Below are 23,771 nucleotides of genomic sequence, written 5' to 3'. Positions count from 1 at the left end.
ACAATTCATTTATAATTGTTCGGTCTATTTGTGTTAACAATATTCCTATCATCGCTACGTCAACCTATTTCGCTTTCCTGCGGGATCTTCAGCTTTTTCGGAAAGCAAAGGTCGCTTTCCTGCGGGATCTTCAGCTCGAGCTATTCCCGCAGGAGTCTACATATGTTGACGACGCTAAAAGCTTGCGTATGATACACTGGGACCATTTATCCCGCATGTAAGGTGCCGTAAGGCTCCCACTTCAAAATCTTGAGTGAATACAAAAGGTCCAAGTGTGAGAAAACGGCACCTAAATGCCCGATTGGTTCAACTAACATTCCTTGGGAAAGGCATACCAAGAAATGAAGTTTCACTTTATCCCGCATGTAAGGTGCCGTAAAACTCCCCCTTCAAGACTTGAGTTGACACAAAAGGCCTAAGTGTGAGAAAACGGCACCTAAATGCCCGACTGGTAGAAACGCCTACTAGAATGAAGTGTCACTGTATTGTTCGTTTTTAATTAGCTGATTTAGTTGTATCTTAGCCTCTTTATATTTTCGGTCTCATTTGAAACATCGTTTGCAATACGATAAAATAATGACACAATTTCCCTTAACGGAAATTGATGAAATTATCTAAAAGCATTTGTGGTAAAAGATAACTTTTTTTATGAAAATGTAGTAAAATAAGGATGAGGATGTAAGGGAGATTTAGATGGATATTAACCAATTGATTCAAGAGGCGGAAAGAGCAAAGAAAAAAGCGTATGCACCCTATTCCAAATTCACCGTGGGTGCGGCCCTATTGACGAAAGATGGTACCGTCTATCACGGCTGCAATATTGAAAATGCTGCTTATAGCGTGACGGTCTGTGCGGAGAGAGTTGCAATATTTAAAGCGCTTTCAGAGGGGGTGAATGAGTTTTCCGCTCTTGCTGTGACGGCTAATACGGACCGCCCGATAGCCCCGTGCGGCGCATGCCGGCAAGTGATTACGGAACATTGCCATAAAGGGATGAAAGTCATCATGGCAAACAGCAAGCGGGAAACCCATGAGTGTACAGTAGGACAATTGCTGCCGTTTGCATTTTCTCGAGAGGATTTGAATGAACAACATGATGAATGAAAACACAACGTTTAAATCTGGTTTTGTTTCGATTATTGGAAGACCAAATGTTGGAAAATCAACTTTTTTAAACAAAGTGATTGGCCAAAAAATCGCCATCATGAGCGATAAACCACAAACGACAAGAAACAAAGTGCAGGGTGTGCTGACAACCGATCATACCCAGGTTATTTTTATCGATACGCCCGGTATTCATAAGCCGAAACATAAATTGGGCGACTTTATGATCAAAGTGGCCATGAATACATTTAATGAAGTGGATCTCATTTTGTTTATGATTAATGCAGAAGAAGGATATGGACGAGGGGACGAATATATCATTGAACAATTGAAAAATGTTCGGACACCCATTTTTCTCGTCATCAATAAAATCGATCAAATACATCCTGATCAACTGCTGACAATCATCGAACAATATAAAGATATGCTTCCATTTCAAGAAATTATTCCGATTTCAGCATTGGAAGGAAACAATGTGGAGAAGTTGCTCCAGCTCATAAACGATTATTTGCCGGAAGGGCCGCAATATTACCCTGCTGATCAAGTGACGGATCACCCGGAAAGGTTTATTGTATCTGAGCTGATTCGGGAAAAAGTGCTGCATTTAACGAGGGAAGAAGTTCCACACTCCATTGCTGTTGTTCTTGATCAGATGAAAACGGAGAAAAATAAAGACATCATTCATATTATGGCTACGATCATTGTGGAACGCAATTCACAAAAGGGAATCGTTATTGGAAAACAAGGAAAGATGCTGAAAGAGATTGGACAGCGTGCACGGATGGATATTGAAAACCTGCTTGGTTCAAAAGTATTTTTGGAATTATGGGTTAAGATCCAAAAAGACTGGAGAAATAAAGCTTCACACTTGAAAGATTTTGGATTTACAGACGACAATTATTAACATGATTGTAAAGGTCGTTTGTTATTTAACAAAATTTACGTGGAATCTTCCTGGTCTGCCTGGACAAACATATTCATATAACCACTTAAGAAAGGCGGGATTCAAATGTATGAGTTTACTTGGAAAGTTTTTAAGAAGACGGGAAGCATTGACACATACCTGCTTCTAAAGGAACTTGAGAAAGAGGAACATATGAATGCTCTGCCGATGGATGAACCAGACGAGGTGGATTATCCTGTATCTTAAATGAGCCATTACATCAGCATTAAATAATGTTTTTGAGTACAAAGCGCCTTGATTTCGTTTCCTTCTTCTTTTCTTTAGACCCGCTGTGCAGTATGATACCTGTAAAGGGGTTAAAAGCATGCTGCAAAAAATAGAAGGAATTGTGATTAGATCCACAGATTATGGAGAATCTCATAAGGTTGTCGCTATTTACAGCAGGGAAGCGGGGAAAATTTCCGGGATGGCGAGAGGTGCCAAAAAGCCAAATAGTCGCCTCTCGGCGATTTCCCAGATCTTTACATATGGTCATTTTTTACTGCAGGCTGGCCGGGGATTAGGTACTTTGCAGCAAGGAGAAATTATTACCACTTTTAGAGGGATAAAAGAAGACTTATTCAAAACGGCTTATACTACCTATATAGTAGAAATGGTGGATAAAAGCACACAAGACAAACAGCCCAACCCATATTTGTTTGAACTTCTTCTCCAGACGTTGCAATATATTGATGAAGGCTTGGATCCCGACATTTTGACATGCATATTTGAAATGAAGATGCTGTCTGTTCTCGGCTTGTATCCGGAGATGGAGAAATGTGCCGTATGCGGATCTACGGAAGGCACATTCTCATTTTCCATAAAGGAAAACGGATTGATTTGCCACCGCTGTATGGAGCATGATCCGCACCGTCTGCCATTATCACAGCAATCCATCAAGCTTCTCAGGCTCTTTTATTATTTTGATTTAAATCGTCTGGGATCTATTTCAGTCAAACCCGAAACTAAAAAAGAGCTTAAAATGGCCATTGATCTATATTATGAGGAGTATTCCGGTCTTTATTTAAAATCGAAAAAATTCCTGGACCAGCTTGATTCATTGCGTGGTAAGCTGTAATGATAGTTGACAACGAACTTGTTTTGATTTATTTTATGATTAGTAAAACATGAACTGCGAAGAAGGAAAGTAGTATTCAACCCAATTCCATAAAAGCGAACCCGGGATGGTGGGAGCCGGGAATGGAACGTTGAAGAAGGCAGTCCCGAGCAGGAACGAACGAAAGTGGCCGGCTTTTCGGCAAATAGGGTGGAACCGCGGGCGAACGCTCGTCCCTATGCTTAGATTGTAAGCATGGGACGGGCGTTTTTATTTTACGCTGGAAACGACGCCATGGAAGTTATTTGTCTTGAATCCGTTCAATCCGCTGAGGGTCTCCACTTGACCTAAAGGTTGACGCTGCCAATAGTTCTTTATGGAAAGGATGATATTCGTGAATATACAAGAAATGATTGTAACACTGCAAGAGCATTGGTCAGATTACGGCTGTATTTTAATGCAGGCTTATGATGTTGAAAAGGGCGCGGGAACGATGAGCCCATACACCTTTTTGCGCTCCATCGGCCCCGAGCCGTGGAATGTGGCATATGTAGAGCCATCAAGGCGCCCGGCTGATGGCCGTTACGGGGAAAATCCAAATCGGCTGTACCAGCACCATCAGTTTCAAGTGATCATGAAGCCATCACCTGAAAACATACAAGAAATGTATTTGGACTCTCTTAAAAAGCTGGGGATTAATCCGTTGGAGCATGATATCCGATTTGTGGAAGACAATTGGGAAAATCCTTCTTTGGGCTGCGCTGGGCTTGGCTGGGAAGTGTGGCTGGATGGGATGGAAATTACCCAATTTACGTATTTTCAACAAGTCGGCGGTTTGGAATGCAAGCCGGTCTCAGTGGAATTAACTTATGGCATCGAAAGGCTCGCGTCCTATATTCAAGAAAAAGACAACGTGTTTGAATTGGAATGGACGGAAGGATTTACAGTTCGCGACATCTTTTATCAGCCGGAATATGAACATTCCAAATATACGTTTGAAACTTCGGATCAAGAAATGCTGTTTACGCTTTTTAATATGTATGAGAAAGAAGCGAAGCGGCAAATGGAAGCCGGTCTCGTTCACCCGGCATACGATTATATTTTAAAATGCTCTCATGTCTTTAACTTGCTTGATGCCAAAGGAGCTATTTCTGTTACAGAAAGAACGGCGTATATAGCAAAAATGAGGAACATGGCACGCCATGTTGCAAAAACTTTTTATGAAGAAAGAGAAAAACTTGGCTTCCCGATTTTACAAACTGTGAAGGAGGAATGTGGGCATGAGTAAGAGAGATATACTACTTGAGATCGGAATGGAAGAAATGCCCGCAAGGTTTATTCGAGAAGCAATCCGCCAACTAGAAGAAAAAGTGATCAACTGGCTTGATGAACATCATATTAGCCACGGCGGAGCGCAATCCTTCTCCACACCTCGCAGGCTGGCAGTGATCATCCGGGAAGCAGCGGAAAAGCAAGATGACAGTGAAGAAGAGATGAAGGGGCCCGCCAAAAAAATTGCCTTGGATAAAGATGGGAACTGGTCCAAAGCTGCCATCGGCTTTAGCCGTTCCAACGGGATGACGACGGACGACATTTATTTTAAAGAAATAAAAGGAACGGAATATGCCCACGTGAAGCGATTTATTCAGGGAAAGAAAACGATAGATCTGCTTCCCGAGCTTGAACATATCGTTACGGGTCTGCACTTTCCAAACAACATGCGCTGGGCGAATCATTCCATTAAATATGTCAGGCCGATCCGCTGGCTTGTAGCCATGTTCGGAAAAGAAGCTGTTTCTTTTTCCGTAGCCGGAGTACAGACCGATGTGGTGACAAGGGGTCACCGTTTTCTTGGAAGCCAGGCAACTATTTCGACACCGGCTGATTATGAAAAAAGTTTGCTGGATCAGTATGTGATCGCAGATGACGAAAAAAGAAAGCAAATGATTCTCGAACAAATAAAACAATTGGAAGTTGAACGAAACTGGGTTGTTCCAACAGATGAAGATCTTCTTGAAGAGGTCACCAATCTTGTGGAATATCCGACTGTCTTTTTCGGCAGTTTTGAAGAGAGTTTTTTAAGCCTCCCTGAAGAGGTGCTCATCACTTCCATGAAATCGCATCAGCGGTATTTTCCGGTAAGGGATCGATCTGGTCAATTGCTCCCGTATTTCGTTTCCGTTCGTAACGGTGATTCCCGCTATATCGAAACTGTCATGAAAGGGAACGAAAAAGTGTTGCGCGCAAGACTCGCCGATGCCGAATTTTTCTTTGAAGAAGATAAAAAATTGGATATTGACGTTGCTCTTAACAAACTTGAGAACATTATTTACCATGAAAAAATCGGCACATTAGCCGGGAAGGTCAAACGAATCCGGAAGATCACGAAGGAAATTTGCCAAGATCTTCATCTCTCAAAAGAGGAACAGGAACTGGCGGACCGGGCTGCTTCCATATGCAAGTTTGATCTTATCACAAATATGGTCGATGAATTTCCGGAACTTCAAGGTATTATGGGGGAAAAATACGCTCTGCAAAAAGGTGAATCCGTTCAAGTGGCACAGGCCATCCGGGAACATTATATGCCGCGCCATGCCCATGATCGCATTCCCGAATTGACAATCGGCGGTGTTGTCGGCCTTGCTGATAAACTGGATACGATCGTCGCTTCATTTGCAATTGGTTTAATACCGACTGGCTCGCAAGACCCGTACGCTTTACGCAGAAGCGCTGCCGGGATCATCCATATTTTACTTGATAAAAACTGGAATCTCTCTATAACAAACCTGCTGAAACAAACCATCGCCATTATACAAGAAGATGCCATTGGCCAGAGCGAAGGGTTGCTTAAAAATCTGTTGGAGTTTTTCCAATTGCGCATGAAGTTTATGTTGCAGGAGCGCGGTATCCGTCATGATATCATCGACGCGGTACTCGGTGGAGAGATGAACGGAGCGCCAGATATTGTAGACAGGGCCAAAACGTTGAATGAACAAAAAGATAAACCTGATTTTAAAGAAACGATTGAATCATTGGCCCGCGTATTAAATATTGCTCGTAAAGCAGAACCGGCTGGCGAGATAGACCCTTCCTTATTTAAGAATGGGGAAGAACAAATTCTATATGACAAATATGAAGAATTGCGGGAAATATTCCAATCCCGACCGGATGCAAGGGCGCGATTTTCGGCTTTAAAGCAATTGCAACCCGCAATCACCGCATATTTTGATCATACGATGGTTATGGCGGAAGACTCTGCCATCAGAAATAATCGGCTGTCGCAAATGAAAAAGCTCGCTGACTTGATTGGCTCGTTTGCCCAAATAAATGAAATTCATGTGAAATAAATGGAAAAGGGGTCACTAAACCCCTTTTTCCTTTATAGAAGTGATTTTCTTTAAACACGATATAGTATATACTAAATAATAATCAGTATGTCATATTTCATGTCCATGGGTGGTGAGCAAAATCGAACTGAGCAAAAGGCAGGAACGCATATTGGAAATCGTCAAGGAAAACGGTCCGATTACAGGAGAACATATAGCGGATAAGCTGAATTTAACTCGGGCAACATTAAGGCCCGATTTAGCTATTTTGACAATGGCAGGATATTTGGACGCACGGCCGCGCGTCGGTTATTTTTATACGGGAAAAACGGGAATCCAGCTCCTGGCGGACAAATTGAAAAAGCTTGTTGTCAAGGATTACCAGTCCATGCCTGTCGTCGTACATGAAAACGTTTCAGTTTATGATGCCATCGTTACTATTTTCTTGGAAGATGTCGGCACATTATTTGTTACAGATGATAACCACCATTTAGCCGGAGTTCTCTCACGGAAAGACCTGTTAAGAGCGAGTCTTGGAAAGCAAGAGTTATCCACTTTGCCAGTGAACATTATCATGACACGGATGCCAAATATTACGATGTGCAAAAAAGAAGATTTACTTATTGACGTCGCAAAAAAATTAATCGATGTTCAAATAGACGCTGTTCCCGTAGTAAAAGAAACAGATTCAGGTTATGAAGTAATCGGGAGGCTGACAAAAACAAATATTACAAAAGCATTTGTAGCGCTTGGCGATCAGGGGGAAAAGCTTACATGACGAAAGAAGGTGACAGGATGACGGAACCAATTATTTATGTAGTATCGGATTCAGTGGGTGAAACGGCGGAGCTTGTCACAAAGGCGGCTATCAGCCAGTTTTCAGGCTCAAATGCCATCATTAAGCGGTTTCCGTATGTGGAAGTCAAAGAGAATATTGATGAAGTCATATCACTTGCAAAAATGAGCCGAAGCATCATTATTTATACACTGGTGAAACCGGAAATCAGAAAGTACTTGCATAAAAAGGCGGAACAGTCAGGAATTCATGCGGTTGATGTGCTTGGTCCGCTCATCGATATTTTTGAAACGATATTTGACAAAACGCCTTCATATGAGCCGGGGCTTGTTCGTAAGTTGGACGCAGACTATTTTAAAAGAATTGAGGCAATTGAATTTGCGGTGAAATATGATGACGGCCGCGATCCAAGAGGTCTGCTCAAGGCGGACATCGTGCTGGTAGGCGTTTCACGCACTTCCAAAACGCCTCTATCCCAATACCTTGCTCATAAGAGATTCAAAGTGGCGAACGTGCCTGTTGTGCCGGAGGTGGACCCGCCTGAAGAATTGTTCAAGATCGATTCCAGCAAGTGCATCGGCTTAAAAATCAGCGCTGAAAAGCTTTATGAAATTAGAAGGGAAAGACTGATCACACTAGGCTTGGATGATAATGCGATTTATGCCAACATAGAAAGAATCCGCAGAGAAATCGAGTATTTTGAACTGATCTCCGGCAAAATCGGCTGTCACATTATTGATGTAACAAATAAAGCCGTTGAAGAAACGGCCAATATCATTATAAATTATATACAGAATAAAAAATGAAATGAGCGCAACTCGAGTGCTCATTTTTTTTGGGAGATTCCCAAGGCTTTTATCTGGTCAAAGCAGCAATATTACGCTATAATAAAAAATTGTGTTTAATCAAATAAAAAAGGTTTAGATCCAGGAATGAAAGAATAGACTATTTATTGTGAATCAAATTCAAGTCATAATCATTCATGGAAAATAAAAAAATAAGAAGGAATCTGCGGAGGGATGCAGAATAAATAGTTATGCGGATAAAAAAAGAGTGATTTTTGTCGATGCCGATGCCTGCCCTGTTAAAAAAGAGATTTCTTCCATTGCTGCGGAAAAGAACGAAAAAGTGTTATTCGTTGCTTCGTATAACCATAAACCTGGCATTATCGCGGAGAATGAACAATGGACTTTTGCAGATCCTGTTGCAGAGGCAAGTGATATGTATATTCTGAACAATATTAAAACAAAGGATATCCTCAAGGATATCGGGTTGGCAAGCCTGGCTCTCCAAAAAGGGGTACTTGTCCTTTCTGCAAACGGCAAGATATACCGCGAGGATCAAATGGATACCGCCCTTCAATTTCGATACTGGGCCCGGAAGGAGCGTGAACGGGGAAATTTCGGAAAAGGGCCAAAAGCCTTTGGGAATGCAGATCGACATCACTTTTTAAGCTCCTTTCGTGAGATTTTGTCGAATTATGATGAATAAGGTTGAATTGTGGCCGATGGTTGTTAAAAATAAAGAGAGATGGAGATGTTTACCTTGGCTGCAAGAATTCCTGAGGAAAAAATCATTGAATTAAGGCAGTCTGTTGATATTGTCGAGATCATAAGCGATTATGTCCAGCTAAAAAAACATGGCCGAAACTATTTTGGACTATGTCCTTTCCATCAAGAAAACACACCATCTTTTTCTGTCACCGCCGAGAAGCAGATTTTTCATTGTTTTGGATGTGGCACTGGCGGAAATGTTTTTAATTTCATCATGGAGGCAGAGGGTGTATCGTTCCAGGAAGCGGCGGCCAGGATCGCTGAAAAAGGCAATATTCCGCTTGATATCAAGCCGCATGAATCAATAGCCCTCCAACATGTCCCGCCACATGAGCAACGAATGCTGAAAGCCCATGAATTGTTGGGAAAATTTTATCACCATTTGCTTATGAACACTAATGAAGGTGCCGGCGCATTGGATTATGTAACGTCAAGGGGCATGGCTGTTGAGAGTATACGAAAGTTCCAAATCGGATATTCTTTGCCTGAATGGGATATCGCTGTCAAATATTTAAAGCAGCATGGCTTTTCTGAAGGCGAAATGGAACAGGCTGGATTAATTATTAAAAGGGAGAACGGAGAAGGCTATTTCGATCGTTTTCGGAACAGGCTTATGTTTCCTCTCACGGATATGAAAGGGAACATCGTGGCTTTTTCAGCCCGTTCCTTGTCCGAGGATGATCACCCAAAATATTTAAACACGCCTGAAACTCCGATCTTCAATAAAAGTTCGTTGCTATATAACTATTACGCCGCAAGAAGCGAAGTGCGCAAACAAGGATTTGCCCTTCTATTTGAAGGCTTCGCCGATGTTATATCCGCCGACCATGCCGGTGTTAAAAATGGCACGGCTGTGATGGGTACATCTTTGACAGATAAACATATCCACTTGCTCAGGCGGCTCACTGATTCTGTCACTATTTGCTTTGATTCTGACCACGCAGGAATCGAAGCTGCTTACCGTGCAGGGTTGCTCTTGATACAACACGGAATGGAAACAAAGGTGGCCATGCTGCCCCAAGGACTTGATCCCGATGATTATATCCAAAAGTACGGGGCAGAAAAATTTCGTTCTGATGTGGTTGGGAATGCTTTGGCGTGGACAGCATTTAAGCTTCAATACCTTAGATTGGATAAAAATTTGCAAAATGAAGGAGAAAGGCTAAAGTACATCGAAGAAGTGATGAAGGAGCTGAGTACGCTCGGCAATCCGGTGGAAAGGGATCTATATACGCGGCAGGTAGCGGAAGAATTTTCCTTATCACTGGAAGTACTTCAAGACCAACTTGAAAAACTGGTGGCCAGCCAAAGGAAAAAATCAAAGCCCCGCCAGCAAGAGCCAAATCCTTTCATTGCGAAAAAAGCGAGAGTGCCCCAGGCCCATATACTTGCAGAAAGGCACCTCATTGCCAGGATGCTGCGTGATGAAGAGGTGGCATACCGGGTGATGGATATGCTTGACGGCCACAATTTTCACCTTGAGGAACACCAAGCAATTATCACGTATTTATTGGGTTATTTTGAGGAAGGAAATAAGCCGGATCCGTCTTTATTTTTACATTTTTTGCCAAATAAAAATTTGCGGGCCATCGTGACAGAAATAGAAATGATGACGGTGGATCATGAATATACTGAACAAGAATTAAAAGATTGCGTTAATCATGTGTTGAAACATGGGAAAATGTTAATGATAAAAGAAAAGCAACTTGAGCAAAAAGCGGCAGAACGAAATAAAAACATGGAAAAAGCAATGGAGATTGCGAAGGAAATCATTGAACTTCGCAAGTCATTATCATATATGTAGTCGTACTGAAATGTTTGGAAGGAGGGGGACGTATGGCTGAAAAAGCACGTTCCAATTTATCTGAAACAGAACTCACCTTAGAACAAGCAAAGGATCAACTGCTCGAGAAAGGAAAAAAACAGGGAACTTTAACATATGAAGGAATCGCCAGCAATCTGGCCCATTATGAATTGGATTCCGACCAAATGGATGAGTTTTATGAAGTGTTAAGTGATCATGGCGTTGAATTGCTCGAAGACAATGCCGATGAGGACGATGATCCTGAAATACATCAAATAGAAAAAGAAGAGGAAGAATTTGATCTTAATGATTTAAGTGTTCCTCCAGGTGTTAAGATCAATGATCCGGTCCGTATGTATTTAAAAGAAATTGGCCGGGTTGATCTTCTATCCGCTGAAGAAGAAGTCGAGCTGGCAGAGCGAATTGAACAGGGCGATGAAGTAGCCAAAAAGAGGCTTGCTGAAGCAAACTTAAGGCTTGTCGTCAGCATCGCAAAGCGCTATGTTGGCCGGGGCATGCTATTCCTTGATTTAATCCAGGAAGGAAATATGGGCCTCATCAAAGCCGTTGAAAAATTTGACCATAGAAAAGGTTTTAAATTCAGCACGTACGCGACATGGTGGATTCGCCAAGCGATTACTAGGGCGATTGCCGACCAGGCCAGAACGATTCGAATTCCGGTCCATATGGTTGAAACGATTAACAAATTGATCAGGGTCCAGCGCCAGTTGCTGCAAGATCTCGGGCGCGAACCGTCGCCTGAGGAAATCGCCGAAGAAATGGATTTGACACCTGATAAGGTTCGGGAAATTTTAAAAATAGCCCAAGAGCCTGTTTCACTCGAAACTCCGATTGGTGAAGAAGATGATTCACATCTGGGCGATTTCATTGAAGACCAGGAAGCGACCTCTCCTTCAGATCATGCTGCGTACGAATTATTAAAAGAGCAACTTGAAGATGTGCTGGACACGTTGACGGATCGCGAAGAAAATGTATTGCGTCTCCGTTTTGGACTTGATGACGGCCGTACCCGTACGCTCGAAGAGGTTGGAAAAGTCTTTGGTGTCACCCGGGAACGCATTCGGCAAATAGAAGCAAAAGCATTGCGAAAGCTGCGCCATCCGAGCCGGAGCAAGCGCCTAAAAGACTTTCTTGAATAATATTGTGATGAATACCCCCGCTATTTGGGGGTGTTTTTCTTTTGAGCGAAGCTGGCCTTCCAGCTAATTGCATTTATTGTACAGAATTCTCATCCTTTTTGCAAACCGGAATTTTGCCTGTTTTTGTCGATAAACATATTCTCCTCAAAAAGGCATAAATATGGAATGAATTTATTTTATTAGAAAAATGTTTTTACTGGTGATATTAGTTGAGAGAATGCTTTCATACAGATTATAATGAAAGGTGAAAGCGGATACAGAAGGCGGGAGGGGAAGAAACATGAATTTTGATTTAACTTCTGAGCAGATGATGATCAGACAGACAATCAGAGACTTTGCCCGAGAAGAGGTTGCTCCAGGTGCCGTGGAAAGAGATCGAAATCAACAGTTTCCTGATAAGATTTTTCAAAAACTTTCGGAATTGGGAATAATGGGACTGCCATTTCCCGAAGAATATGGGGGAGCCGGGGCTGATACGATCAGTTTTGCCATTGTTACGGAAGAGCTAAGTCGTGCATGTGCCTCTACAGGAATTACGTATTCCGCACATATTTCACTTGGAGGAGCCCCAATCAACATGTTTGGTACGCCTGAGCAAAAAGAAAAATATTTGGTGCCGATTTGTACCGGAGAATCTCTTGGTGCATTTGGGCTGACAGAACCAAACGCCGGGTCCGACGCCGGCGGAACAAAGACGACAGCGGTCTTGGACGGTGATGAATATGTCATCAATGGCAACAAGTGCTTTATTACCAATGCATCTTACGCCAAGTATTTGGCTTTGACAGCCGTTACGGGTGAGCGTAATGGAGAAAAGGAAATCAGTGCCATCATCGTCCCTACTGATGCCAAGGGCTTTACGATTATAAAGGATTATGAGAAAATGGGACTTCATGCGTCTGATACAACGGAACTTGTATTGGAAGATGTGAGAGTCGGCAAGGAGAACTTGCTTGGAGCAAAGGGGGAAGGTTTTAAGCAATTTTTACAAACGCTGGATGGAGGAAGAATCGCAATGGCTGTAGGGATCGCCCAGGCCGCATTTGATAAGTCGCTCCAATATGTGAAAGAACGAAGACAATTTGGAAAAACGTTATCACAATTTCAAGTGACTCAGTTTAAAATGGCAGATATGGCCATGAAGATTGAACTGGCTCGAAATATGGTATATAAAGCCGCATGGCTAAAAGACCAGGGACGGCCATTTTCCAAAGAAGCGTCCATGTGTAAACTGTTTGCCTCTGAAATCTGTATGGAAATTACCGATCAGGCTGTCCAACTGCATGGCGGCTATGGCTATATGCGGGAATATGAGGTAGAACGAATGATGCGGGACGCCAAGTTGTTGGAAATAGGAGAAGGTACATCTGAGGTGCAACGGATGGTTATTGCAAGAGAAGTGGGATGTTATTAACGGCTAATTTGTCCAAATATCGAAAAAAGCTGAAAGAAGTGCCCTAAGACTTTCCCTTCTCTTCATTTTCGAGTAAAATGAAGATGTTTGCATAATTTATATTTAATACATGCTTTATTACATAAGGAGGGTAAGTCATGAAACGAAATCCGCTCGTACCATATTATTTAATTATGGCTTTGGGTCTTGTACTTGTATTTTTTCTTGGAATCAAGGGGTTAGGCGATGCCAAGGAAATAGCGAAGGAAAAGGAAGGCGGCGGCAAGGAAGAAGTTGCAGCAGAGTTTGAACCCGAAGAATATGCCAACAAGGCATGTATTTCTTGTCACGGTGAAAACTTGGAAGGGGGAAGCGCTCCGACCCTTCATGGAACAGGGCTTTCAAAAGAAGAAGTGGCTGATATTTTAGCGAACGGCCGTGGAGCAATGCCTCCTGGATTAGTGCCGGCAGAAAATATTGAAGAAATGGCTGAATGGGTTGCCAACTTAAAATAATACAAGAGTTGCATAAAATGTCGCATATCGATTCTCTGCGACATTTTAGAAAAAATCCAAAATTGCTATTTTATCATACCCTTTACAACAAGAAAAGTTCTTTGCTACATCGGCAAAGAACTTTTTTCAAATGGATGAGTAACATATTGCGAATGTTTTTGGAATAAGAGGTGCGGCTTTCATGAACGAAGTTCAATTATCGAAACGGTTGCAAGCCGTTGTTGCTAACATTAACCACGGAATGCGGATTGCCGACATTGGGTCCGACCATGCCTATTTGCCTTGCCATGTCATAAAGCGCGGCATTGCCTCTTTTGCTATTGCAGGGGAAATTGCCGACGGCCCGTTTCAATCCGCCCAACAGCAGGTGGAAAAATCAGGAGTTGGGCATTATGTGGACGTGAGAAAAGGAGATGGTCTCGAAGTACTGCAAGTGGGCGAGGTGGATTGTATCATCATTGCCGGTATGGGCGGGCTATTGATTTCCCGGATTCTTGAAGCAGGGCGAGAGAAGCTGGCAGGGGTAACACGTCTCATCCTGCAGCCCAATATTGGAGCCATTCATATCAGGCAATGGCTTATGAACAATGGCTGGGAGTTAGTGTCGGAACAAATTTTGGAGGATGACGGAAAAATTTATGAAGTTCTCGTTGCCGAACGGGGAGATTCCATGAAGCATTATCGGGAAGTCGAAAAAGAATTATTGCTTGGTCCTTTTTTGTTAAAAGAAAAAAGTGGACCGTTCCGTAAAAAATGGTTGGGTGAATTACAGCGCTGGAAAAAAATAGTTGAAAATCTGGAGCAATCTCAATCAAGTGCGGATACTTTGGCTAAAAAAGAAGCGTTTTTAAGAAAAATTGCCATAGTGGAGGAGGCGTTAACATGAAGAAAGTAAATGGTTTTCAAATCATTGAGCTTTTTGAACAATATGCCCCCAAAAAGTATGCGATGGAAGGCGACCCTGTCGGATTGCAAGTTGGAACACTACATAAACCAGTTTCCCGAGTAATGGTTGCTCTTGATGTGCTCGAAAACGTTGTTGACGAAGCGATTGAACAAGGGATCGATCTTATTATTGCCCATCATCCACTCGTTTATCGTCCCTTGAAACGCGTGGTGGTCGATGAACCTGGAGGAAGAACCATTGCTAAGCTGATTAAACATGATATTGCTGTTTATGCCGCCCACACAAATTTAGATGTTGCAACAGGCGGTGTCAATGATTTGCTTGCTGAAGCCCTTGGACTCCAAAATACAGAGGTGCTTGTTCCAACTTATGAAGAAAAGCTCAGAAAGCTTGCCGTATTTGTACCATTAGATCATATGGATCAGGTTTTAAAAGCGTTGGGCGATGCAGGGGCAGGTTCGATTGGAGAATATAGCCATTGTACATTTTCCACTCCGGGCACCGGCCGCTTTTTGCCTGGAAGCGGCACAAACCCATTTATAGGCGAAGCTGGAAAATTAGAAGAAGTGTCTGAGGTCAAAATTGAATCAATATATCCAGAGCAACTGGAGAACAAAGTTGTTTCTGCGATGTTGAAAGCACATCCGTATGAAGAGCCGGCATACGATCTTTATCCGCTTGCGCTGGGTGGACGGAAATGGGGACTCGGAAGAATCGGCAAGCTTCAAGAAGAGATGACTTTACGGGAGTTTGCAGATCATGTTAAAACATCATTGGCTGCTTCTGGTGTGAGAGTTGTGGGGAATTTGAATGATCGTATCAAGAAGGTGGCAGTTCTTGGGGGCGACGGGAACAAATATTTCCAACACGCCAAAAGAAAAGGCGCCGACGTTTATGTGACTGGCGACTTTTATTACCATACCGCCCATGACGCTATGAACATCGGCCTCAATGTTGTGGATCCCGGACATCATGTGGAAAAAATCATGAAGGCTGGAGTGGCCGCCAGGATGGAGCAGCTTGCCGAAGAGCGAGGATACGAAGTGGCTTTTATTCCTTCAAAACAAAATACAGATCCCTTTACATTTTTATAGCACGTTTTTTGAATGAGACGAAAAAAGAGCAAGGCTCCCATACAAAAATGGTGATGCCTTGCTTTTTTGGCTTTGTCATGTTATTTTGCTTCCAGTTTCGGCTTTCTGACTTTCGGAAGGATCTTGTGTAATGGTACTTTATTTTCCCGGTCCCAAGTTGCGGGATTTTCGGGATCAAATTGCTCCAGAAATGAAATGACTTCCCTGACAATCGGTGTTGGTGTGGAAGCGCCGGCTGTGACCGCCACTTTTTCCGCGTTTTTTAGCCAATCAATCTGAATCTCGGTAACATCTCCGATCCGATACGCTTTCGTATAGGCAATTTCTTCTGAAACTTGTGCAAGCCGATTTGAATTATTGCTCATTGGATCACCGACAACGATTAAAACATCGGCTTCACCAGCCTGTTCTGCCACTGCTTCTTGGCGGACTTGCGTGGCCAGGCAAATCTCTTTATGTTTTTCCGCGTGGGGGTATTTTTCTTTCACTTTATCCATGACCGCGGCTACGTCCCATTGGCTCATCGTTGTTTGGTTGGTAACGATGATTTTATCATTGTTCACGTTCAATTCTTCGACGTCTTCAACAGTCTCTACCAAATGAACGATGTGTGGCGCTACACCAACGGCTCCTTCCGGTTCAGGATGACCTTTCTTTCCAATATAAATGACATCATAACCTTCTTGTTCTTTTTGTTTGATCAGATCATGGGTCTTTGTTACATCTGGACAAGTTGCGTCAAGTGTCGTCAGCCCTTTTTTCTTTGCGAGCTCCCTTACTTCAGGAGACACGCCGTGGGCAGTAAAAATGACCGTGCCTTTATCCACTTTTTCCAAAATTTCTTTTCTGTTCGGGCCATCAAGCGTAATGATGCCATCTTCTGCAAAAGCATCTGTTACATGCTTGTTGTGAACGATCATGCCCAATATATAAATGGGCCGGGGAAGTGTTTTGTCTAATGCGGCATTTCGCGCAATAACCATCGCATCTACTACGCCATAGCAGTAGCCGCGCGGGGAAATTTTAATAATTTGCATTACATATCCTCCTGACTTAACCGGTCATCCCAATCTGCCGATCTTATAAACTCATTATATATAACATCGCAGGAAAAGCCAAATAACCGTTCGAAAAAGGCAAACGGTTATTAAGGAGGGAATGCTAGATATATAATTTTGGCACAGACTTTCCTCCAGTTCGGGAACGCTTTCTCTTGACGTATCTCTTCTCTTGTTCTTCGTCTCCTGTTTTTTGTTTTCCAGTTTTTCTCCGCTCTTTCTTTTCCAGTGTGCTGGTAGAACTTTCTTGACTGCTCTCAGCTGTACTTTCCGTTTCTTCACTAGAAGTGTCGGAATCGGATTTAAAGCTCTTATATAACTTCCACATTGCGGGCAAGTTTCTTACCAGGGGACCGTACTGTTGCACCAGGGGGCCGATTTGCTGGGCTGTTTTTAATACTTGCTGTGTATTGTTTAAAAAAGAATGAATCGATCCAGGGTTCATAAGGTTTTGTAAAAAGCCTCCGGTTTGGGGCGCTCTGGAAAATCCCGAAGCAATTCCACCCGAAGGAGGTTGGCGTTGAAACAATCCTTGGAGCAGACCGCCTCGACCGCCCATTCCTCCTCCCGGCGGAGTGGCACCTCTTCCAGGCCAACCGCCCATTCCTCCTCCTGGCCGGCCAAATAGCCCTTGCGGAGGCATTCTTCCAAAATTTCCAGGTTGCATGTATATCCTCCTTTCATACACTTTTTGCTGTTTTACTGTATGCAAGTTTTGTAAAAGCGACTGGACAAAAAGCCTATACCGTTTGCAGGTTTGTTGTCGTCAAAGCTGTTTTCATTTATAATAAACATTCAGCAAGGGAACTGTACCTATTTTAAGGAGTGAGCCAATTGGCTGAACATCAATTTAAACGCTATCGTTTTGATACATTTATTGATCAGGCGATTCAAGAACTGAAATTCCATAAACCGACAAAAATTCAGGAGAAGATGATCCCGCTTATTTTAAAAGGGGAGAGCGCCATTGGCCAATCTCAAACAGGGACAGGCAAGACACACGCGTATTTATTGCCCATTTTACAAAGGGTCAATCCGCTTGATGAGCATGTTCAGGCGGTGATTTTTACCCCGACAAGAGAATTGGCAAGCCAAATTTATCATGAAGCGCTGAAGATCGTCAAAAACCTTCCCGAGGGGACAATTGTCATTCGCAATTACACGGGAGGCACCGATAAACAACGAACGATTGAAAAACTCAAACGTCAACCTCACATTGTGATTGGAACACCTGGAAGAATTCATGATCTCGTCAGAGAGCAGGCTTTATTTGTCCACAAGGCCTCCATTCTTGTCATTGATGAAGCCGACTTAACGTTTGACATGGGCTTTATTCAAGATGTCGACCAAGTGGCGGGAAGAATGCCAAATGATTTGGAAATGTATGTTTTCTCCGCAACAATTCCGGAGAAATTAAAACCATTTCTAAAAAAGTATATGGAAAATCCCGTGTTTGAACAGGTGGATCCCAATCTTCCTACTGCCACTAATCTTCAACACATCTTAGTCCCGCTTAGGGGACGGGATAAAATAGACCTTCTTTCCTTGATGCTGCGGACGTTTAAACCTTTCCTGGCAATTGTTTTTGCCAATACAAAGCAGATGGCCGACAATGTGGCGGATCAATTAATTGAAAAAGGATTGAAAGTCGGAAGAATACATGGCGATTTACATCCACGTGAAAGAAAAAGAATGATGAAGCAAGTGCGTGACTTGGAATTTCAATATATCGTGGCAACCGATTTAGCCGCTAGAGGGATTGATATACCAGGGGTCAGCCATATTATTCATTATGAGTTGCCGCGGGATCTTGACTTTTATATTCACCGGTCAGGACGAACCGCCAGAGCAGGAAATGAAGGAATCTCTATTACAATATATGAATCGTCCGATGAAGATGCGATTAATCGGCTGGAAAAACTGGGAATCGAATTTGAATACCGGGACATCCAGGACGGTGAATGGGTTGAAGCGGCCGATCGAAAGCGTCGGGAGAAACGGAAAAGTTCGGGAAATACCGCAGTAACGAAAGCACATCAGATTGTAAGAAAACCGAAAAAAGTTAAACCGGGTTATAAGAAGAAGATGAAAGCGGAAATAGAGAAAATCATGAAGCGGGAACGGCGAATGCAAAAGCGAAAGAAAAAATAGCCTGAAAGAACAAAAGGGGATGAGGTAAATGTTGAAAATTGGCTCTCACGTATCGATGAGTGGGAAAAAAATGTTGCTGGGCTCAAGTGAAGAGGCGGCTTCTTATGGAGCCAACACAATGATGATTTATACAGGCGCGCCGCAAAATACGAGAAGAAAGAAAGTGGAGGAGTTAAATATTGAAGCGGGCATTGCCCATATGGAGGAAAACGGCATTACTGATTTAGTCGTTCACGCACCTTACATTATCAATATTGGAAATACGGTCAATCCCGCTACCTTTGAACTCGGTGTCCAATTTCTTCGGTCGGAAATCGAAAGAACGGCCGCGCTTGGAGCAACACAGATTGTTCTTCATCCCGGGGCCCATGTGGGGGAGGGGCCCGAAAAGGGAATCAAAAAAATCATCGAAGGGTTAAACGAAGTGCTCGTTAAAGAGCAAAACGTGCAAATTGCCTTGGAAACGATGGCCGGGAAAGGTTCCGAATGTGGCCGCACATTTGATGAGTTGGCTCAAATCATAGATGGAGTCACCCATAATGAGAAGCTGTCCGTATGCTTCGACACTTGTCATACACATGACGCCGGATATGATATCGTCCATGATTTTGAGGGTGTGCTGGAAGAATTCGATAAAATAATCGGAATCGACCGGATTAAGGTTGTACATGTCAATGACAGTAAAAATGAGCGGGGAGCCAGAAAAGACCGCCACGAAAATATTGGATTTGGCCACATTGGGTTTGATGCACTGGCTAAGGTGATTTACCATCCCGCTTTGGCTGATGTACCGAAAATTTTAGAAACGCCTTATGTGGGAACCGACAAGAAAAATAAAAAGCCGCCGTACAAACATGAAATTGCCATGATTAAAAACCGTTCATTTGATGAACAGATGAAAGACCAAATTATGGGCGAAGCGCTCGTAAAATAGCAGTTTAAAAGAAAGCCGCTCCTGCTGGCTTTCTTTTTTCTGCTTAGCCGGCCGTAAACTGGACCATTAATTTATTGATTTCTTTTGCCGTTTTAGGACCAGTGATTTTGGCCACTTCCCGAATGATTTTTGTGCGGATTCGTTCATCAAAAATATCGAAATTTTTCCCGCGCAAATAGGTAGCGATTTTTTCAGCTTCGGTCTTGGACAGTTGAATGTTGAATTGGTTGGCGTATTTGAGCAATTCATTACCTGTAATCATGTTCACCTTAAAATTCACCATGTTCTTTAATAAGTTCATAGCAATCAAACCTCCTAATCAAATACTTATGACGACATCACTGTACTTGTGACATCTATTTTTTTACAGAAGGATTTACAAAGAATGGATGTTCATGTATACTTATTTCATGCAAATCGGAATGATTCCTATTAAGAGGGATGGTTATGGAATGATGAATGATCCTGTTATTCAATTAAAAAACGTCCATTTTCGATATAATGAAGAGCTTGTACTGGACGGAATTAATTTGTCGGTGCCGGAAGGGGCCTTTGTGGGAATTGTCGGGCCAAACGGGTCCGGCAAATCTACACTGTTAAAATTGGTTTTGGGTTTGTTAAAGCCCGTTGAGGGAGAAATACTCTTGTTCGGGCAAAAGCAGGCGTTGTTTAAACGTCAAGAGCGAATCGGTTTTGTATCCCAGAAAGCCAATTCATTTAATTCGGGATTTCCAGCCACTGTTTTTGAAGTTGTGGCGAGCGGTTTAACGCGAAAAGTGGGGATGTTCCGTTTTTTAAAGAGAAAGGATAAATTGGATGTGCTTCAGGCGATCCGACAAGTTGGTTTAGAACCGTATGTAAACAGGAAAATAGGAGAACTTTCAGGGGGCCAGCAGCAGCGTGTGTTTATCGCAAGAGCGATTGTTGCCAAACCTGACGTTCTTATTTTGGATGAACCGACCGTTGGCGTCGATGCGAAAAACGTTCGTTTATTTTACAAGGTGCTTACATCATTACGTAAAGAAATGGGGATCACTTTGTTAATGGTGTCACACGATATCGAAGCGTTATTAAATGAAGCAACCCATGTGGCTTATTTAAATAAGGAATTGAAGTTTTTTGGAGATACAGCCGAGTATAAGAAAGTTAGGATGGAGAAGCAATTTTCCTATGCAGGTTTCTAGTATGTTTATCATAAAGGTTGGTGGTGGCGGTGCTGGCCGCAATATCTCAATATGAATTTTTACAAAATACGTTTTTGACAGGGCTTTTGATCGGGTTGATTGCACCGCTGCTTGGCACTTTTCTTGTTGTCCGCCGGCTGTCGCTGATTGCCGACGCGTTAAGCCACGTTACATTATCCGGAATTGCTGCGAGCTTGCTCCTCAGCAAGAAAACGTTGCTTTTTGCAGGAATGAATCCACTTTTTTTCGGAATGGGTTTTTCGGTTGTGGGGGCATTGGCGATTGAAAGGTTGCGTACCGTTTATTCGCATTATCAGGAACTAGCCATTCCGATTATTTTATCGGGCGGGATTGGCATAGGAGTGGTGTTTATTTCCCTTGCGGACGGATTTAATACGGAATTGTTAAATTATTTGTTTGGCAGTGTCAGTGCTGTCAGCCGAACCGATTTATGGGTCATTTCTTTGATCAGTGTGGGTGTCATTGCGATTGTTGTTGTGTTATATAAGGAATTGTTTTTACTTTCTTTTGATGAAGAGCATGCCAAAGCGTCAGGAATCCCGTCCAAAGGTATTCATATATTATTCATTCTTATGATCGCCCTTGTGATTGCCGCCTCCATGCGGATTGTCGGGATCTTGCTTGTTTCCGCATTAATGACTTTGCCGGTAGCCGCAAGCATGAGATTGGCCAATGGTTTCAAGCAAACCATTTTTATCTCTGTCATTTTTGGAGAAGCGTCTGTCATTGGCGGGTTAACGAGTGCATACTATCTTGATTTGGCACCAGGAGGAACAATTGTTGTCATTTCAATTGCCATTTTGCTTGTTGTTATTGCCTATCGGCATCTTAAGCATAAATTCCAGCTTAAAATAAGTTGAGGTGAACGTCATGCATATCGCCGAAGCGATTCAATCAGTAAAAAACAGTGGTTATAAATTGACTGATAAGAGAGAACGCATGCTAGAGATTTTCGCATCGCAAAACAAGTATTTAACAGCTAAAGAAATGTTGGAAATGATGCAGGAAGATTATCCCGGTGTCAGTTTTGACACGATATACAGAAATTTATCATTGTTTTTGGAACTGGGCATATTGGAAGTGACAGAGCTTGCAGGAGAAAAGCACTTTCGCTATACGTGCGGATCAGATGAAGGCCATCATCACCATTTTATTTGTCTAAAATGTGGATGGACGAAGGCGATCGGGGCATGTCCGATGAATTTTGTCACGGAAGATTTGCATGGTTTTGACATCTCTGATCATAAATTTGAAATATATGGGAAATGTCCCGCATGTAAAAAAGAAGCCGTTTAATGGGCTTCTTTTATTGTTTGGCCGGTCTTTCCAAACAAATTTTCTACCCATTGTTCGGCTTCCTTCCAATGATGGACGCGGATCACCTGTTTTGGTGCCGGCTTTCGATTGTATGGAGTGTCAAACAGAATAACTGGAATGTCAAGCTCTTCTGAAATCGCCACGGCATTATCGTGTTTATCCTCAAAAAACATGTCCACATTATGTTTTTTTGCCGTGGGAACTTTATCATGGGTACCGATTAATTCAATATGATGGTAATCCAATTCATGCCTCTGAAACCACTGTTTCGTCACATCCAGCAATGCGCTTTGCCTGGCACTGATAAAGTAAAGCTGATGTTGATCCACCCACTTTTTTAACACTTGTCTTGCTCCTTCAGCGATGGGCGATTCTTTATAAATCAAGGGCTCTGTTTGGACGAACCATTGATAAATCGCTTCTTCAGGAAGATCAAGACATCTCGTCAATTCATATTCGGTAAGATCTTCCAGCGTGATATTCAAATTAAACGACTTGTTAATAAATGGGATCAGGGATGTGGGGCATGTGACTGTACCGTCTATGTCAATTCCAAACCTTTTTTGCATAAGCATAAAATCTCCCTTACACTTTCCTTCTATATATCCTCATTGTAACACATTTCGCTGTAATGTATGAAATGCTTGGCAATCATTGTCAACATGAAAGGGCCATGCTCGGCGCACAATATACATAGTGAATAAAAAGAGGGGGAAAGTGTATGTCTGGGCATGAACCAGAAAAAGACAAACATGAGGAAAAAGAAACGAAATATGTAACGGATGAACACCAGGAAGAGCTGGCTGGCGAGCTAGTACCTGATTTTACAATGGAGAGAACGAAAACTAGGGTAAATGAAGGATTTTCAGCCCGGGCAATTGCTTATGTATCCCTGGTTTTGGCGATTTTATCACTCTTTATCTTGCCAGGCATCCTTGGGATTGCGGGCACACTGCTTTCCATCCCTGCAATCATCAGGGGCGAAAAATTAATCGGGGGCTGGGCGCTTTCTATCGCTGTCTTTTCTTTGTCGCTTTATTATCTTTTTCTTCCTTATATATAAAGTTGGAAAAAAGAGGATGAACGGCCACAACTAAATCAGCTGATGAAAAAACGAACAATACAGTGAAATTTCATTCAATAGGCGTTTTTCCAGCTCCTACTAAATGTTAGTTGAACGAATCGGGCATTTAGGTGCCGTTATTTCCCACTTAGCCCTTTTGTATCAACTCAGGCCTTGAAGTAGTGTATATGGCACCTTACATGCGGGATAAATTGTCCCAGTGTATCATACGCAAGCTTTTAGCGTCATCAAACATATGTAGAATAGCCCGAGCTGAAGATCCCGCAGAAAGCGATCTTTGCTTTCCGAGGAAGCTGAAGAGACCTGCGGAAAGCGAAATATGTTGACGTAGCGATGATAGGGATTTTTTTAACACAAATAAACCGAACAA

26 protein-coding genes are annotated in these 23,771 nt (G+C 42.6%); 21 read left to right on the top strand and 5 right to left on the bottom strand.

The features are described from left to right. The first annotated feature begins 693 nt into the window (after positions 1-693). The 15 genes from JOC94_RS15740 (at position 694) to JOC94_RS15670 (ending at position 15,652) form a co-directional block, all read left to right on the top strand. Entirely contained in the window at positions 694-1,104 is a 411-nt protein-coding gene (locus tag JOC94_RS15740) for a cytidine deaminase (RefSeq protein ID WP_077110667.1), read from the top strand. Further along, positions 1,097-2,008, top strand: coding sequence for a GTPase Era (gene era / locus JOC94_RS15735; RefSeq protein ID WP_077110725.1), 912 nt, complete (start codon positions 1,097-1,099; stop codon positions 2,006-2,008). The genes JOC94_RS15740 and era overlap by 8 nt, the downstream gene beginning before the upstream one ends. A gap of 105 nt (positions 2,009-2,113) precedes the next feature. After that, positions 2,114-2,254: a YqzL family protein gene (locus JOC94_RS15730; RefSeq protein ID WP_077110669.1), complete on the top strand. Its 141-nt coding sequence runs from the start codon at positions 2,114-2,116 to the stop codon at positions 2,252-2,254. Between the two features lie 118 nt (positions 2,255-2,372). After that, positions 2,373-3,125 carry a DNA repair protein RecO gene (recO, locus tag JOC94_RS15725; RefSeq protein ID WP_077110671.1) on the top strand — a complete coding sequence of 251 codons (753 nt, stop codon included), beginning with the start codon at positions 2,373-2,375 and terminating at the stop codon, positions 3,123-3,125. Positions 3,126-3,498: 373 nt separating this feature from the next. Further along, positions 3,499-4,392, top strand: a complete 894-nt coding sequence (gene glyQ / locus JOC94_RS15720; RefSeq protein WP_077110673.1) for a glycine--tRNA ligase subunit alpha — start codon at positions 3,499-3,501, stop codon at positions 4,390-4,392. Beyond that, on the top strand, positions 4,385-6,451 hold the full coding sequence (glyS, locus tag JOC94_RS15715; RefSeq protein ID WP_077110675.1) for a glycine--tRNA ligase subunit beta: 2,067 nt from the start codon (positions 4,385-4,387) through the stop codon (positions 6,449-6,451). Before glyQ ends, glyS begins: the two co-directional genes overlap by 8 nt. Before the next feature lie 109 nt (positions 6,452-6,560). Continuing rightward, on the top strand, positions 6,561-7,208 hold the full coding sequence (locus JOC94_RS15710; RefSeq protein WP_077110677.1) for a helix-turn-helix transcriptional regulator: 648 nt from the start codon (positions 6,561-6,563) through the stop codon (positions 7,206-7,208). Then, positions 7,205-8,032 carry a pyruvate, water dikinase regulatory protein gene (locus JOC94_RS15705; protein ID WP_408021926.1) on the top strand — a complete coding sequence of 276 codons (828 nt, stop codon included), beginning with the start codon at positions 7,205-7,207 and terminating at the stop codon, positions 8,030-8,032. The genes JOC94_RS15710 and JOC94_RS15705 overlap by 4 nt, the downstream gene beginning before the upstream one ends. A gap of 247 nt (positions 8,033-8,279) precedes the next feature. Next, positions 8,280-8,717, top strand: a complete 438-nt coding sequence (locus tag JOC94_RS15700; RefSeq protein ID WP_253191862.1) for a DUF188 domain-containing protein — start codon at positions 8,280-8,282, stop codon at positions 8,715-8,717. 54 nt (positions 8,718-8,771) lie between these two features. After that, entirely contained in the window at positions 8,772-10,583 is a 1,812-nt protein-coding gene (dnaG, locus tag JOC94_RS15695) for a DNA primase (protein ID WP_077110729.1), read from the top strand. A gap of 32 nt (positions 10,584-10,615) precedes the next feature. Further along, entirely contained in the window at positions 10,616-11,743 is a 1,128-nt protein-coding gene (gene rpoD, locus JOC94_RS15690; RefSeq protein ID WP_077110681.1) for an RNA polymerase sigma factor RpoD, read from the top strand. Positions 11,744-12,023: 280 nt separating this feature from the next. Further along, positions 12,024-13,157: an acyl-CoA dehydrogenase family protein gene (locus tag JOC94_RS15685; RefSeq protein WP_205179847.1), complete on the top strand. Its 1,134-nt coding sequence runs from the start codon at positions 12,024-12,026 to the stop codon at positions 13,155-13,157. Positions 13,158-13,294: 137 nt separating this feature from the next. After that, positions 13,295-13,651: a cytochrome c550 gene (cccA, locus tag JOC94_RS15680; RefSeq protein ID WP_077110685.1), complete on the top strand. Its 357-nt coding sequence runs from the start codon at positions 13,295-13,297 to the stop codon at positions 13,649-13,651. A gap of 181 nt (positions 13,652-13,832) precedes the next feature. Beyond that, entirely contained in the window at positions 13,833-14,537 is a 705-nt protein-coding gene (locus JOC94_RS15675) for a tRNA (adenine(22)-N(1))-methyltransferase (RefSeq protein ID WP_077110687.1), read from the top strand. Further along, positions 14,534-15,652: a Nif3-like dinuclear metal center hexameric protein gene (locus JOC94_RS15670; protein ID WP_077110689.1), complete on the top strand. Its 1,119-nt coding sequence runs from the start codon at positions 14,534-14,536 to the stop codon at positions 15,650-15,652. The genes JOC94_RS15675 and JOC94_RS15670 overlap by 4 nt, the downstream gene beginning before the upstream one ends. Positions 15,653-15,732: 80 nt before the next feature. Here JOC94_RS15670 and JOC94_RS15665 read toward each other — a convergent pair whose 3' ends face one another. Both JOC94_RS15665 and vrrA read right to left on the bottom strand, forming a co-directional pair. Next, on the bottom strand, positions 15,733-16,689 hold the full coding sequence (locus JOC94_RS15665) for a 4-hydroxy-3-methylbut-2-enyl diphosphate reductase (RefSeq protein ID WP_077110690.1): 957 nt from the start codon (positions 16,687-16,689) through the stop codon (positions 15,733-15,735). Positions 16,690-16,813: 124 nt separating this feature from the next. Next, positions 16,814-17,377, bottom strand: a complete 564-nt coding sequence (gene vrrA / locus JOC94_RS15660; RefSeq protein ID WP_077110692.1) for a VrrA/YqfQ family protein — start codon at positions 17,375-17,377, stop codon at positions 16,814-16,816. Positions 17,378-17,544: 167 nt separating this feature from the next. Between vrrA and JOC94_RS15655 the strand changes: the two genes are divergently transcribed. Both JOC94_RS15655 and JOC94_RS15650 read left to right on the top strand, forming a co-directional pair. Further along, complete coding sequence (locus JOC94_RS15655) at positions 17,545-18,861, top strand: DEAD/DEAH box helicase (protein WP_077110694.1); 1,317 nt, start codon at positions 17,545-17,547, stop codon at positions 18,859-18,861. A 28-nt stretch (positions 18,862-18,889) separates the two neighbouring features. Next, positions 18,890-19,795, top strand: coding sequence for a deoxyribonuclease IV (locus JOC94_RS15650; protein WP_077110695.1), 906 nt, complete (start codon positions 18,890-18,892; stop codon positions 19,793-19,795). A 43-nt stretch (positions 19,796-19,838) separates the two neighbouring features. Here the strand turns inward: JOC94_RS15650 and JOC94_RS15645 are convergent, their stop codons facing one another. Next, positions 19,839-20,096 (bottom strand): DUF2624 domain-containing protein, encoded by a 258-nt coding sequence (locus tag JOC94_RS15645; RefSeq protein WP_077110697.1) that lies wholly within the window; start codon positions 20,094-20,096, stop codon positions 19,839-19,841. 151 nt (positions 20,097-20,247) lie between these two features. On the opposite strand from JOC94_RS15645, the gene JOC94_RS15640 reads away from it, so the two are divergent. Genes JOC94_RS15640 through JOC94_RS15630 form a run of 3 tightly spaced genes read left to right on the top strand, consistent with a single transcriptional unit; the run spans position 20,248 to position 22,296 of the window. Beyond that, on the top strand, positions 20,248-20,979 hold the full coding sequence (locus tag JOC94_RS15640; RefSeq protein WP_077110731.1) for a metal ABC transporter ATP-binding protein: 732 nt from the start codon (positions 20,248-20,250) through the stop codon (positions 20,977-20,979). A 29-nt stretch (positions 20,980-21,008) separates the two neighbouring features. After that, positions 21,009-21,860, top strand: a complete 852-nt coding sequence (locus JOC94_RS15635) for a metal ABC transporter permease (RefSeq protein WP_077110699.1) — start codon at positions 21,009-21,011, stop codon at positions 21,858-21,860. Positions 21,861-21,870: 10 nt separating this feature from the next. Further along, positions 21,871-22,296, top strand: coding sequence for a Fur family transcriptional regulator (locus tag JOC94_RS15630; RefSeq protein WP_077110701.1), 426 nt, complete (start codon positions 21,871-21,873; stop codon positions 22,294-22,296). Here JOC94_RS15630 and JOC94_RS15625 read toward each other — a convergent pair. After that, positions 22,293-22,886 (bottom strand): 5' nucleotidase, NT5C type, encoded by a 594-nt coding sequence (locus JOC94_RS15625; RefSeq protein ID WP_205179845.1) that lies wholly within the window; start codon positions 22,884-22,886, stop codon positions 22,293-22,295. The two genes, JOC94_RS15630 and JOC94_RS15625, sit on opposite strands and share 4 nt — an antisense overlap. 152 nt (positions 22,887-23,038) lie before the next feature. Between JOC94_RS15625 and JOC94_RS15620 the strand changes: the two genes are divergently transcribed. Further along, positions 23,039-23,380 (top strand): DUF4190 domain-containing protein, encoded by a 342-nt coding sequence (locus tag JOC94_RS15620; RefSeq protein ID WP_205179843.1) that lies wholly within the window; start codon positions 23,039-23,041, stop codon positions 23,378-23,380. Between the two features lie 196 nt (positions 23,381-23,576). Here JOC94_RS15620 and JOC94_RS15615 read toward each other — a convergent pair. Further along, positions 23,577-23,771, bottom strand: a 195-nt coding sequence (locus JOC94_RS15615; RefSeq protein WP_205179841.1) for a hypothetical protein, incomplete at its 5' end; no start/stop codon positions are given.

The organism is Siminovitchia thermophila (assembly GCF_016909185.1).
Classification (GTDB): domain Bacteria; phylum Bacillota; class Bacilli; order Bacillales; family Bacillaceae_C; genus Siminovitchia; species Siminovitchia thermophila.
This window is presented reverse-complemented; position numbering and strand designations above follow the sequence as displayed.